13 protein-coding genes are annotated in these 13,348 nt (G+C 59.3%); 7 read left to right on the plus strand and 6 right to left on the minus strand.

Going from position 1 to position 13,348, the window contains the following annotated elements:
* Positions 1-21: 21 nt before the first annotated feature.
* The 3 genes from ACJ8M3_RS09910 to ACJ8M3_RS09920 form a co-directional block, all read right to left on the minus strand.
* A complete protein-coding gene (locus tag ACJ8M3_RS09910) occupies positions 22-2,556 on the minus strand; it encodes an outer membrane usher protein (protein ID WP_074446877.1) in 2,535 nt (844 codons plus the stop codon).
* A 47-nt stretch (positions 2,557-2,603) separates the two neighbouring features.
* A complete protein-coding gene (locus ACJ8M3_RS09915; RefSeq protein ID WP_033642500.1) occupies positions 2,604-3,140 on the minus strand; it encodes a fimbrial protein in 537 nt (178 codons plus the stop codon).
* Between the two features lie 78 nt (positions 3,141-3,218).
* On the minus strand, positions 3,219-3,740 hold the full coding sequence (locus ACJ8M3_RS09920; RefSeq protein ID WP_025302212.1) for a fimbrial protein: 522 nt from the start codon (positions 3,738-3,740) through the stop codon (positions 3,219-3,221).
* A gap of 664 nt (positions 3,741-4,404) precedes the next feature.
* Here ACJ8M3_RS09920 and ACJ8M3_RS09925 point away from each other — a divergent pair.
* The 3 genes from ACJ8M3_RS09925 (at position 4,405) to ACJ8M3_RS09935 (ending at position 6,299) form a co-directional block, all read left to right on the plus strand.
* Complete coding sequence (locus ACJ8M3_RS09925) at positions 4,405-4,737, plus strand: hypothetical protein (protein ID WP_046686743.1); 333 nt, start codon at positions 4,405-4,407, stop codon at positions 4,735-4,737.
* A gap of 232 nt (positions 4,738-4,969) precedes the next feature.
* Positions 4,970-5,788, plus strand: a complete 819-nt coding sequence (locus tag ACJ8M3_RS09930) for a fimbrial protein (RefSeq protein WP_033633691.1) — start codon at positions 4,970-4,972, stop codon at positions 5,786-5,788.
* Positions 5,789-5,807: 19 nt separating this feature from the next.
* Positions 5,808-6,299: a fimbrial protein gene (locus ACJ8M3_RS09935; protein WP_226772988.1), complete on the plus strand. Its 492-nt coding sequence runs from the start codon at positions 5,808-5,810 to the stop codon at positions 6,297-6,299.
* 102 nt (positions 6,300-6,401) lie between these two features.
* On the opposite strand, the gene ACJ8M3_RS09940 is transcribed toward ACJ8M3_RS09935, so the two are convergent.
* On the minus strand, positions 6,402-7,607 hold the full coding sequence (locus tag ACJ8M3_RS09940; RefSeq protein WP_172428002.1) for a serine hydrolase: 1,206 nt from the start codon (positions 7,605-7,607) through the stop codon (positions 6,402-6,404).
* Between the two features lie 467 nt (positions 7,608-8,074).
* On the opposite strand from ACJ8M3_RS09940, the gene ACJ8M3_RS09945 reads away from it, so the two are divergent.
* Both ACJ8M3_RS09945 and ACJ8M3_RS09950 read left to right on the plus strand, forming a co-directional pair.
* Positions 8,075-9,442 (plus strand): pyridoxal-phosphate dependent enzyme, encoded by a 1,368-nt coding sequence (locus ACJ8M3_RS09945; protein ID WP_033642499.1) that lies wholly within the window; start codon positions 8,075-8,077, stop codon positions 9,440-9,442.
* Between the two features lie 12 nt (positions 9,443-9,454).
* Positions 9,455-10,600, plus strand: coding sequence for a trans-sulfuration enzyme family protein (locus ACJ8M3_RS09950; protein ID WP_089196833.1), 1,146 nt, complete (start codon positions 9,455-9,457; stop codon positions 10,598-10,600).
* 59 nt (positions 10,601-10,659) lie between these two features.
* On the opposite strand, the gene ACJ8M3_RS09955 is transcribed toward ACJ8M3_RS09950, so the two are convergent.
* Both ACJ8M3_RS09955 and ACJ8M3_RS09960 read right to left on the minus strand, forming a co-directional pair.
* A complete protein-coding gene (locus tag ACJ8M3_RS09955) occupies positions 10,660-11,682 on the minus strand; it encodes an isopenicillin N synthase family dioxygenase (protein WP_033644235.1) in 1,023 nt (340 codons plus the stop codon).
* Complete coding sequence (locus ACJ8M3_RS09960; protein WP_071845076.1) at positions 11,627-11,863, minus strand: hypothetical protein; 237 nt, start codon at positions 11,861-11,863, stop codon at positions 11,627-11,629. The genes ACJ8M3_RS09955 and ACJ8M3_RS09960 overlap by 56 nt, the downstream gene beginning before the upstream one ends.
* A 107-nt stretch (positions 11,864-11,970) precedes the next feature.
* On the opposite strand from ACJ8M3_RS09960, the gene ACJ8M3_RS09965 reads away from it, so the two are divergent.
* Both ACJ8M3_RS09965 and ACJ8M3_RS09970 read left to right on the plus strand, forming a co-directional pair.
* The gene (locus tag ACJ8M3_RS09965) at positions 11,971-12,627 is read left to right on the plus strand and encodes an HAD family hydrolase (protein WP_033642497.1); all 657 of its coding nucleotides are present in this window, start codon (positions 11,971-11,973) and stop codon (positions 12,625-12,627) included.
* A gap of 91 nt (positions 12,628-12,718) precedes the next feature.
* The gene (locus ACJ8M3_RS09970) at positions 12,719-13,339 is read left to right on the plus strand and encodes a glutathione S-transferase family protein (protein WP_033642496.1); all 621 of its coding nucleotides are present in this window, start codon (positions 12,719-12,721) and stop codon (positions 13,337-13,339) included.
* The last annotated feature ends 9 nt before the right edge of the window (positions 13,340-13,348 follow it).

Below are 13,348 nucleotides of genomic sequence, written 5' to 3' on the forward strand. Positions count from 1 at the left end.
AAGCACGCTCCGCCGGGGGTATCAGTTGGCGTTCTCCGCCGGCTTGTTACCGGTGAGAGGACGGCAAGGCAGCAGCAACGTGTTCATCAGCATTTCGGCCGGCAACGGCGCCGGCAGCTGGATTTCACACTGCGCCGCGCCGTTCCAGTGCACGCTCATGCGCTCGCCGGGGTTGAGGCCGGACAGGTAAACGCTGCCGCCGTCATTGATGATGCCGGTCTCCTGTTTGCGGGCATTCAGCACCGTGGCGCCAAACGGCGGCTCACTGCCGTCCGCCAGCTTGACGATCGCCATCGCCTTCTCGCCGGCAATCACCTCGAACTTGCGGTAGCCGATGGCCCCCTCGGTCAACGTGGCCTGCACCACGGAACGCGTCGCCTCGACGTTGTCGCCCAGGCTGTTGAGATCGATGCTGGCCTTGTTGCGGTAGTAGCTGTTCACATCCGCCACCACCGCCTTGCCGTAACGGTTGGTCAGCACCGTACTGCCGTAGCCACGCACCGGCACGCCGGCGACGCCTTCGGTATCGAGCAGCAAGCGCGTGCCGCCCGGCGTATTGACGCGATGCAGCACCGCCCCTTCCGCCGCCATCGTCAGGCCGCCCTGCGCGCCAATGCCGACGGCGCTATAGCGGCCGGCCTGGTAGCTGGCGTTGGCGTTGATCTGCGCCATATCGCCCTGATGGCTGTAATACCCGCTGGCGGTCGCCCCACTGCGCGCGGCGCCCGCGCTGATCTGATAGTTGTTGTGTTCATCGACCCGGTTGTAGTAACCGACCCGATGAGCGTTCTCTTCACGATCGAGCGTCATGTTGTAACTGAGCGTCCCGGCGCTGCCCCAGGGCAGCGACAGCGACAGGTACATCCCGTCGTCGTTGCGCTCGTTGTAACGGTTGCGATAGGCCGACAGCGATACGCTGACGTTCTTGAAATCGCCGATATCGAAGTAGCGCGATACCATCAGGTTGTAACGATCGTTCGGCGCCCGATCCCAATAGGTTTGGTGGCTGTAGTTGAGATAGGTGCTGAGCCCCAGATCGCGGAACTGTTTGTTGAAGGTGATGGTGTACATCTCCTTGCTCTTGCCGCTGCGTCCCCCTTCGTAACGCGCATCGAGGTAGTCCCCCATGCTCATGAAGTCCTCCTGGGAGAAGCGGTAACCGGCGAAGGTGACCTGGCTGTCGTATTCATCGAAGTTCTTCGAATAGCTCAACCGATACGAACCGCCGGTAAGCGTGCCCTCCTGCGGCAAACGCGCGCGCGACTGCGTGGCGTCGAACGACAGCGCCCCCAGCGCCATCAGATCGCGCCCGATCCCCAGCGACAGCGCGTTGTAATCGCCGCCGGCGATGCCACCGCCGTACAGCGACCAGCCGTTGCTGATGCCCCAGGAGAACTCGCCGGTGCCGAACATCGGCCCGCGCAGGTGATGCCCCCACTCCGACGGTTTGCCCGTCGCCAGCTTGTAACGCACCGTGCCCGGGCGCGTCAGGTAAGGAATGTTGGCGGTGTTCATCTTGAACTCCTGCACACTGCCGTCCTGCTCTTCGACGCGCACGTCCAGCTCGCCGGAAACGGCGTCGTTGATGTCCTGAATGCGGAACGGCCCCGCCGCCACTTGCGTTTCATACAGCACGCGCCCTTGCTGGCTGACCACCACCTTGGCGTTGGTTTTCGCCACGCCGGTCACTTCCGGCGCATAGCCGCGCAGGTTGGGCGGCAACATGCTGTCGTCGGATCGCAGACTGACGCCGGTAAAGCGCAGGCTGTCGAAAATGTCGGAGTTCAGGTAATCCTCCCCCATCGTCAGCCGCGAACGCAGCGCCGGGATCGCCCGATAGGCGTAATAGCGGCTCCAGTCGAACTGTTTGTCAGTCGGCTGAGAAGATCCGGTCTGGTGGTTGAGGTTGGCCTGCCAATCGGCGCGCAGGCGCCAGGCGCCCAGGTTGGCGCCGCCGGTGCCGTTGCCGCTCAGGCTGTAGCTGCTGCCGCCTTTCTGGTGCTTTTGCGTTTGGGCGTTGACGTTATAGTCAAACAGCAGCCCGGGAATACCGTCATCCCAGCGAGAAGGCGGATCCCAGTTTTCCGAGCTGTACTCCAGATAGGCCTGTGGGATGTTGAGATACAGCGCGGAACTGGCGAGATCGCCGCGCGCTTCCATCCCCGCCAGACTGGAGGCGTCAAGGCAGCGGCCGCCGTGTGTCCAGTTAAGCGTGCTTAACAGCTTTTCTTTCAGCCCCAGTTGGTTGACCAATGCCGGTGAAAGACAGGCTTCACTGCCTTTAGGATCGTTCTCAGGCGCCAAAAACGTCACCGGCTGTTCCGGCAGGTCGTTCTTATTGACGTGCACCACCATGGTATAAACGCCCGGCATGATGTAGCCGCTGCGCGTAAATTGGCTCAGATCGATATTTTTACGATCGTTGATGTCTAATACGTCAGTATTGAATTGAATAACGTCGGCGGCATAGACCAACGCGATCGGATTTCCCAGAGAAAGGGCAACACAGAGCCCCAAAGCTTGAAGACGAAATAACTTCCCTGCCGGTGAAAGCATAATAAAAGTCCTTTCAATAACGAATTAACCGTCAGTACGAGAAAAAATCAAAAATAATCCAGCTTAAAACGCACTGTGGAAAAATACGCTCCCGCCTTCAACGGCTGATGATTCGGCATCAACGTCATGGAATAATTCAGCACTCTATTTCCCGGTATTATTCCTTCCATCGGTAAGGGTTTCCCTGGAATAACCGGCGTGCCGTTGCTGTCTTTTATCTTCAATGCGACGCCGCGCGCCTCGCCCTGTACGCCAAACAGAGCGCCTTCCGCATAACCATCAAACGTGACCTGAAAGAATTTCCAATCAGGTTTGTTTTCCGGCCGTTCCAAAATGCAGTTGACCAATTCAATACTGAAAGGTTTGGTCATCCCCTGGCCGTCACGAATGATCTGCCCGAGAGGAAGAGTGTCCATATCGATCGTCTGATCGCGGCTGCCGGCGGCAATGGCGCAGGCGGTATCGATAATGGCGCCGTGCATACTGACCTTGCCCCACCCCTGCGCGGCGGAAGTTGCATAGCCGGGCGCAAACGCCAACGACGCCAAAAGAACGGCACCCGCTCGATTCCTTGGTAAAAACATCGCGACATTCCTTTGACAGGGAGATTCACCAGGCATGCGGCGAACCCCATGCCTGGTTGATTAAGCCTTCGGACTCACTTACTGATAAGCCAGGGTGAAATCGGCTACGGCGGTGAAGTCGCCCGGAACGATGGCGGCGGAAGCGCCTTCGCCCTGCAGGTAGGCGGCGAAATGCAGGGTGTTGTTGCCGGTGTTCAGAGTCTGCGCGGTAGTCGCTTCACCCAGTTTGATCGGCTGACCATTGTAAGAGATGGCTACGCCGGCGCCGCTGGCGGTGCCCGCGATGCCCAGCAGATCCTTATCGGTAGACGATGCTACGCCGCTGAAGGTGGTTTTAACGGTTTTCAGGGTGGTGATGTCGCACTGCTCCAGCTTGATTTCAAACGGACGCGGGTTGGATTTGCCGCCGTTTTTCAACGCCACGTTGGACACCTGGCCCAGATCAACGGTCTGATCGATCGACTCAGGCGCAATAGAGCATGGCGCATCAATAATAGAGCCCGTGAAGGTGACCTTACCGTGTCCCTGATCGGCTGCCTGTGCAAAAGAACTTGCGCCAAATGCAATCACTGCAGCCATCATGATTTTGTTAAGTTTCATAGAACCTATATTCCTTATAAGAAAAAATGCATATTCCAATCAAGAAAAAGAGCAACAGGAAACCTGCTCGCGCTTATATGTGCGCAGCCCTGATTCTTTAGCATCTTGCTAGTTGGTTAACTGCCAAAACCCAAAGGCACCGACAATAAAAAGTCGATAACGGTAAGTCTGCAGCGGCCCACCCATTAATGAATTCGTCCTATAAAAATAAACGAAATCACAACGAGCAGGGGCCAATACTTTCTAATCCGCCCTTCTTGTCCGGCGATGAATATTCTGGCAAATGCCTCTCAGCAAAAAAAGGCTTTTTTTGATCAAGGCGAACATTCGCAATTTATTTCCTAATTAAAGTTAATTTACTGTTATTTTTAGGCTCATAGATCGTAAAAAATACTTTTATAGAGCAATATCCTGTTTTTGCGAGATTCACAAGTAATCAGATCGCAAAGTGGCACTTTGTGAATATAATAAACCAAAATTTTAGGTTTCTGCGTGACGCCCCCCCTGCCTGAACATAGGTAAAAACGGGGCGGGCAACGCCTTTTTTTTCAATCCTGATAAATCGATAGGAATTTTCTTTGTTCGCGTTTTACCTCGTTGTTGGTAGACGGCGAATGTTTGTTTTTTCTTAGGAATACGGCAATCGGAATACAGAGGAAGTGCTATGGAAGCGTTATCTCCGAAACAAAAGGAAATACGGCAATTGCAGCACGATCTGCTGCAAACATTATTCGCGCAATCGCCCCGTCAATGTCCCGTCGCCGGGCCGCCGCCACAGCAGCAGTGGCTCTCGACACGGCAACTGGCCAATGCCGTCAACGTCGGTGTTTACCGGGCTCGACGGCTGTTATTGGATCTTGTCGCCCGACAAGAAGTGATTGTGACGGACGGCTCCATCAACAACTCGTTGAGGTGGTATCCCACCGCGTTGTTAGGCGGTGGCGATAACAACGGCATACCCAACAAAGATGCATCTCACTCTCCTTTAACGGAATAAATATGGCCAGCCGGCCTGATTGGCAATATTTCATTGCGGAGTAACGCCGCACACCATTTATATATATCGGGATATTATCGTGAGAAAAACAGCCCTGCTATTTTTACGTTGCTGCCTGGCACTCTCTTTCTTCCTGCTGTTTGGCAACGCCAACGCATTTACTTGCCGCACGTCCGATGGCGGACTTATTCCCCCAGGGGGATCGGCCACGCCGGTTGACGTCCGGGTTCGCATCGGGCCGCAGCTTTCTTATGGCAAAAACGAAATCGTCAACGTCAGCCAGGTCACCTGTAAAAACGACGTCGCGAGCTGGTACGACTATCTCAAAACCGATAGCCCGGCGCTGTCGATGAACGGCGCGATTTTTGGCTCGATCGGCAGCGGCACGACCATCAACGGCAGCGACTATAACTCCCCGGTGCCTGCCGGCATCAGCGTACTCAGCCTCACCGGCTTGCAGACCCAGTCTGTCGCCATCCGGGTCTATATCGTGTTGAACCGTTTCCCAACGCCGGACATCAAGGTGAATAAGGGTGATGTCATCGGCCAAATCAACTTTATTCAGACCAACGATCAACCGGGCTGCCCACAGTGCGGCGTTTATCGCTGGCGCCTGATCGCCGACAACGACGCCTACTTCGTCACCACCAGTTGCACCATCAACAACGGCCAGCAAATTAATGTCGATTTTGGTCAGATCCGCCAGGACTTCCTGACCCAGAGCGCCAACGACGCCCAGATCAAACAGGACAAAGCGCTCAGCTACCAGTGCGACGATCAGAGTGCGACGCAGGATATTCTGATCCGGATGGTCAGCGACGCCAGCGGCTTCTCCAGCGATTTTATCAAGACCACCAACCCCAACGTCGGCGTGGCCATGGTGCACAACGGCGCGGTGGTAAAGCCCAACAATGCCTTCAGAACGCGCATCGTCAACGGTCTGGGCAACGACACCGTCACCTTTGTGCCGGTGAAGAACAATGTCCCTTACACCAGCATCGCCACCGGTCCGCTGTCGGGCTCGGCCACGCTGATCTTCAGCGCACCTTGAGACGGGAGCCAGAATGAACATGACGATAAAAACGGGCTGCGCCCTGCTGTTGGCGCTGGAATTGATTAGCTCGGCCGCTCAGGCCGCCGATCAGGGCACCAAAGTCAACATCACCGCCACCGTGGTGGCGCCTCCGCCTTGCGTGATCAACGACGGGCGCACCATCGATATCGACTTCGGCAAGGTCGGCATCAAACGCATCGACGGCAGCCGCTATATGCAACGCATCGATTACAGCATCAAATGCGAGTTTCTGGATAACAGCCGCCAGTTGAAAATGAAGATCATGGGCAGCGCGGCGGCCTTTGACAACAGCGTGTTGACCAGCAGCGTCACTGGATTGGGCATCAAGCTGTTGGCCAACGGTAAGGCCTTCGCCATCAATACGCCGCTGAACATCGACTACGCCAATCCGCCGACGCTTGATGCAGTGCCGGTGAAAAACAGCGCCGTCACCCTGGCGGAAGGCGACTTCTCCAGCGGCGCCACCATGCTGGTGGACTATTTTTAAAGCGCCGCTTCGGCCGGATACTGAAAATAAAAAAAGCCGCAACGTCTCCGTTGCGGCTTGGTCGAGGATGGTGCGCCCGGGGCGCTCCTTACATCAGGCTATTCAGCCGAAGATCCCGCCGAACCACTGGCTCAGCTTCATCATCACCATATCCCAGATGCGGCTGAAGAAGTTGCCCTCTTTCACCTCTTGCATCACCACCAGCGGGTGCTGTTCGATGGTTTTGCCGTCCAGCTGGAAATCGATGGTGCCGACCACCTGGTTTTTCGCCAGCGGCGCTTCCAGCGTCGGTTGGGTCAGCTTGTAGCTGGCCTTCAGGTTTTTCATCTGCCCTTTCGGAATGGTGACCGAGGCGTCTTTCGCCACGCCGAGCGGCACTTCGCTGACGTCGCCGAACCACACTTTCTGGGTGACGAACGGTTTATCGGCCTTGATCGGCGTCGCGGTTTCATAGAAGCGGAAGCCCCAGGTCAACAGCTTTTCGCTTTCGCTAAAGCGCACGCGATCGCTCGGCGCGCCCAGCACCACCGAGATCAGGCGCATCGGGCCGTCGGTGGCGGACGCCACCAGGTTGTGACCGGCGCCGCTGGTGTAGCCGGTCTTGATGCCGTCGACGTTCAGGTTGCTGCTCCACAGCAGACGGTTGCGGTTAATCTGGCGGATCTTGTTGAAGGTGAACTCTTTCTCTTTATGCAGCGCGTATTCGTCCGGCACGTCGCGGATCAGCGCCTGACTCAACAGCGCCATGTCGCGCGCGGTGCTGTACTGCCCTTCCGCATCCAGGCCGTGCACCGTCAGGAAGTGGGTATTCTGCAGGCCCAGGGATTTGGCGTAGTTGTTCATCAGGCCGACGAACGAATCCTGGCTGCCCGCCACGTAGTCCGCCAGCGCGATGCTGGCGTCGTTGCCGGACTGGATCACGATGCCCTTATTCAGTTCCAGCACCGGCACCTGATCGCCCGGCTTGATGAACATCAGCGAAGAGCCGCGCAGCGCCGGGTTACCGGGCGCCCAGGCGTCTTTGCCGACGGTGACCATGTCTTCCGGCTTGATCTTGCCGGCCTTGATCGCCTGGCCGATCACGTAGCTGGACATGATCTTGGTCAGGCTGGCGGGATCGAGACGCGTATCGGCATTGCCTTCGGTCAGCACTTTGCCGCTGTTGTAATCCATCAGAATGAAGGCCTTGGCGTCTACCTGCGGCGGCGCCGGCGGCTCGGCCGCGTGTACGGCCGGGGTGGCCAGCAACAGGATGCCTACGCTGAAGGTCAGTTTTTTCAGGGAAGTGGATAAGTTTTTTTTCATCATGACGTCGCCAGAGTGTCCATTCAAAACCATTGAAATAGCGTTAACTTTCAAACATGTTCACGTTTTAAGCCAACCAGCGAGAGTGGCCCGGTGCGCGCGTGCCGGCCGCAACCCCCTGCGGCGCCCGTAGCGGGTAACACAACACACCGAAAATGCCCTTGCTGTGAGTTTATGTGATTTATCTTATTTTTGCAGGGTTTAGCGTGAATTTTCAGCATTTTTACATAACTGTACGCAGGCACGCATTTATCGTTCAAAAAAGCATCGAGACGCGCACTTTCGCCCCCATCCACGGCTAAACGGCCAAGCATCTGCACCGCTAAACATCTGCGCTTCCATACGTCTAAAAAAGATTAATATATTCCATAATGGCATATAGAACCGTTATTTGTTCTTTTTAAAGCGCTTATCCTCAGCGCTATCATCCGCACAACGACTTTTATACCGAATAATCCTGGAGATGAGTCATGGCGATCCCCCATTCCGTCATCGAGATGATTGGCAATACCCCGATGTTGGAACTGACCCAGTTTGATACCGGCCCGTGCCGGCTGTTCGTCAAGCTGGAGAACCAAAACCCCGGCGGTTCGATCAAAGACCGCGTGGCGCTGTCGATGATCGAGCAGGCCGAGCGCGACGGCAAACTGCAGCCGGGCGGTACCATCATCGAAGCCACCGCCGGCAATACCGGCCTGGGGTTGGCGCTGGTGGCGGCGCTGAAAGGCTATAAGCTGCTGCTGGTGGTGCCGGACAAGATGAGCCGCGAAAAGATCTTCCACCTGCGCGCGTTGGGGGTAGAGGTGTTGCTGACCCGTTCGGACGTCGGCAAGGGGCACCCGGCTTATTATCAGGATTACGCTAAACGCCTGGCCGGGGAGATCCCCGGCGCCTTTTATATCGATCAGTTCAATAACCCGGCCAACCCGGCGGCCCATACCACCACCACCGCGCCCGAACTGTGGCGGCAGATGGATCATGACGTGGACGCCATCGTGGTCGGCGTCGGTTCCGGCGGCACGCTGGGCGGGTTGAGCCGCTATTTCTCCGAGGTTTCGCCGCAGACGGAATTCGTGCTGGCCGACCCTGCCGGCTCTATCCTGGCGGACTATCTCGACCACGGCCAAATCGGCGAAGCGGGCAGTTGGCTGGTGGAAGGCATCGGCGAAGACTTCGTCCCGCCGCTCAGCGACTTTGACCAGGTGCGCCACGCTTACCGCATCGGCGATGAAGAAGCCTTCACCACCGCGCGCGATCTGCTGCGCAAGGAAGGCGTGCTGGCGGGCTCCTCCACCGGCACCCTGCTGGCCGCCGCTCTGCGTTACTGCCGCGCGCAAACCGAACCCAAGCGGGTCGTGACCTTCGTTTGCGACAGCGGCAACAAATACCTGTCTAAAATGTATAACGACCACTGGATGCTGGAGCAGGGCCTGCTGAGCAAACCGCAGCACGGCGATCTCCGCGATCTGATCGCTTATCGCCACGACGAAGGCGCCGCCGTTTCCGCCGCGCCGGACGACACGCTGGCGATCGTGCACGCCCGCATGCGGCTGTACGACATCTCGCAGCTACCGGTGCTGGAAGGCGATCGGGTGGTCGGATTGATCGATGAGTGGGATCTGCTGAACGCCGTCCAGGCCGACGCCGCCCACTTCAGCCTGCCGGCCGGCAGCGCGATGACCAAGCAGGTCCAGACGCTGCAAAAGGAAGCCGGCTACGAGGAATTACAGGCCACCTTCAACCATGGCCACGTCGCGGTGGTGCTCGACGGCGAGCGCTTCCTCGGCCTGATTACCCGCACAGACGTGCTTAACGCCTGGCGCCAAAAATTACGTTAATAAGGATCCATTATGGCCAAGTTTGATACGTTGACCGTTCACGCCGGTTACACCCCGGACGCGACCGGCGCAGTGATGCCGGCGATTTACGCCACCTCCACCTACGCCCAACCGGCGCCGGGCGAACATACCGGCTACGAATACTCCCGCAGCGCCAACCCAACGCGCACCGCGCTGGAAAGCGCCATCGCCGAACTGGAAGGCGGCAGCCGCGGCTACGCCTTCGCCTCCGGTCTGGCGGCGTGCTCCACGGTGCTGGAGCTGCTCGATAAAGACAGCCACCTGATCGCGGTAGACGACCTGTACGGCGGCACCTATCGCCTGCTGGAAAAAGTGCGCAGCCGCACCGCCGGCCTGCGCGTGACTTACGTGTCGCCGGCGGATCTCGCCGGGCTGGAACAGGCGATCGAGCCGGATACCAAAATGATCTGGGTGGAAACGCCGACCAACCCGCTGCTCAAGCTGGCGGATCTGAGCGCCATCGCCGCGATCGCCAAAAAGCATCAGCTCATCAGCGTGGCGGACAACACCTTCGCCTCGCCGTATCTGCAACGTCCGCTGGATCTGGGCTTTGACGTGGTGGTGCACTCCGCCACCAAATACCTTAACGGCCACTCCGATGTGGTGGCGGGCGTCGCGGCGGTGGGGAATAACCCGGCGCTGGGGGAACAGCTCGGTTTCCTGCAAAACGCGGTCGGCGGCATTCTCGATCCGTTCAGCAGCTTCCTGACGCTGCGCGGCATTCGCACTCTGGCACTGCGCATGCAGCGCCACAGCGACAGCGCGCTGCGCATCGCCCAGTGGCTGGAGAGCCAGCCGCAGGTGGAAAACGTCTATTACCCCGGCCTGCCGAGCCATCCGCAGCATGAGCTGGCGGCACGCCAGATGACGCGCTTCGGCGGCATGATCTCGGTACGGCTGAAAGGCGACGACGCCTATGCGCGCCGGGTCATCCAGCGTTCGCGCCTGTTCACCCTGGCGGAAAGCCTGGGCGGCGTGGAAAGCCTGATCAGCCAGCCGTTCAGCATGACGCACGCCTCCATTCCGCTGGAACAGCGCTTGGAAACCGGCATCACGCCGCAGCTGGTGCGCCTGTCGGTAGGGATTGAGGATGTGGAAGATCTGATCGCCGATCTGCAGCAGGCGCTGGCCGAATAATCACCGCATCAGCGCACCATCAGCCCGGCCGACGCGCCGGGCTTTTTTACGCCCGGCGTTCAGACGCCGATGACGTCCTGATAAAAACGGTGCGCCACATCGGGGTGAGAGCGGATGCGCCCTTTCAGGTAATTGTCGCCCACGTCGCGAAACAGCGGGTTGAGCGGATCGCTGGCCGGGCCGCGCGCCTGCGCCGCCAGCTGCGGCGGCAGTTGATACAGCGGCACCACCGCGTCCAGCCGCGCGCCGAGGAAGAAAGCGATCGACAACCTGTCGCGCCCCGCCGGCGGCGTTTCCACCCGGTGCACCGTGGCGCGCAGGTAGCCGTTGGTCGCGAGTTCCAGCAGCTCGCCGATGTTCACCACGAAGGTGTCTTCACGCGGCTGCGCGTCTATCCATTGCCCTTCGCTCACCTCTACCTGCAGCCCTTTTTGCGCGTCCTGCAGCAAAAAGCTGAGAAACCCGGAGTCCTTGTGCGCGCCGACGCCCTGTGCGCTGCCGGTGGCGTCCCGCCCCGGATAGCGGATAAGTTTGATGTGCTCGTTGGGCTTCTCGCCGTACAAGCGATCGAACGCCTGCTCCGGCAGCGACAGCGCCAAAGCGAAAGCGCGCAGCAGCCGCAGCGACATGGCGGTCATGGCCTGTTGCCACTGCAGCAGCAGCGGTTTCAGCGTCGGCAGCGCCGCCGGCCACTGGTTTGGCCCCTGCAGGCGCGCCCAGCGCGGCGTGTCATCAGACAGCGTCAGCGCCGGGCGCTCGGCGCCGATATCGAACTGCTCGCGCCAGTCAGGCTGCCCGCGCGTGAGTTCCGCCGCCGCCCGGTTGTAACCGCGAAAGTGCGGTGAATGCACCATCTGCACCGCCAGCTTGTCGGCTTCCGGCAGGGCGAAGAATTGCCGCGCGGCGTGCTGCAGCCGCGCATTCAGCGCGCCGTCCACGCCGTGGCCGCGCAGATAGAAAAAACCGACGTCGCGAGCCGCCGCGCGCAGATCGTCGAGAAAGGCGCGCCGTTGGCGCGCATCACCGTCAAGCTGCGAAAGATCCAGCAGCGGCAGCGTCTTCTGCGTCGTCAGATGCGTCATCATGCGGTTCCTCTTCTTCCCCGATCACGATCGGGCTGCCATACAGGCGAATAATCAACATTGTCACTCCCCAGCGGGTAGCTGCATTTGCTTCATAGTTATCACCGCGCTCGCCGGAGCGGCCAATATTGTTGCGTTCTAAGTTATGCAAACGTTCAACAAACTGTCGCAAAACCGTCATCAATGTTTCTTATGCTCTGCGCAATTTCGCCGACGCCGCTGGCTGGCGACGTGCGCTATCCGCTATCCTGTAAACGACCTCATACCCTGCCTGCCGGAGAAATACTGATGGATTTAGCCTTATTCGACCTGGATGAAACCCTGATTGACGATGACAGCGCCAGCCTGTGGATCCGCTGGCTGGTCGGCCAGGGGTTCGCGCCGGCGGAGCTGGAACTGCAGGAGCAGCAGCTGATGCAGCTCTATTATCAGGGCAAGCTGTCGATGGAGGACTACATGCAGGCCACGCTGGCGCCGCTGGCCGGCCTGAGCGTGCAAACCGTGGCCGGCTGGGTGCAGCGTTACATCCGCCGCGACATCCTGCCGCGCGTCTATCCCGCCGCCCGCGAACGCCTGCAGTGGCACCGCGAACGCGGCGACTGCATCCTGGTGATCTCCGCCACCGGCGAGCATCTGGTGGCGCCGATCGCCGAACAGCTCGGCGCCGACGATGCGCTGGCGATCGGCGTGGAAATCAGCGATGGCCGCTTCACCGGCAACACCTACGGCACCATGACCTATCAACAGGGCAAGGTGATCCGCCTGCAGCACTGGCTGGCGCAGCACCCGCACCTGAAGTTCGAGCACAGCCACGGCTACAGCGACTCTCTCAATGACAAGGCGATGCTGCAATTCGTCGACAGCGCCACGGTGATCAACCCCGACAGCGAACTGAGCGCGCTGGCGGCGGAGCGCGGCTGGGAAGTGTGCCGCTGGGAACGCTGAGCGGCAGACAAAAAGTGCCCTGCGGTGTGACAAAAAGCGCGTTGTGGCGTAGGTATAGAGGGTCCTTATTATCCGCTAACGGAGTTATCCCATGCTGACCATTTGGGGTCGTGAGAATTCGAACAACGTCAGGAAGGTGCTGTGGTGCGCCGCCGAATTGGGGCTCAACTACACCCACATCAACGCCGGCGGGGCGTTCGGCAAAGTCAACGAAGAGAGTTACCGCGCGTTGAACCCGAACGGCCTGGTGCCGCTGCTGCAGGACGATGACTTCGTGCTGTGGGAGTCCAACACCATCGTGCGCTACCTGGCGGCGAAATTCGGCGACGCGACGTTCTATCCGCAAGATCTGCAGGCGCGCGCCGCCGCCGAGAAATGGATGGACTGGACCACCTCGACGATTGTCCCGGCCTTCACCATCGTCTTTTGGGGCCTGATACGCACCGCGCCGGAGCTGCGCGACATGGCGAAAATCGAAACGGCGATCGCCACGCTGGAAAAACACTTCGACGTCATCGAACAGACGCTGGCGCACCAGCCTTACCTCTCCGGCGGCGCGTTCGGTTTCGGCGATATCCCGCTCGGCAGCTTCGCCTACGCCTGGTTCGAAATGCCGATCGCCCGCCGCCCGCGGCCGAACATGGAGCGCTGGTATCAGCAACTGCGCGCACGCCCGGCCTACCAGCGCGGCGTGATGAGCGCACTCACCTGACGCGTGCGG

The organism is Serratia sp. CY55921, from assembly GCF_052167655.1.
Classification (GTDB): Bacteria; Pseudomonadota; Gammaproteobacteria; order Enterobacterales; family Enterobacteriaceae; genus Serratia; species Serratia ureilytica.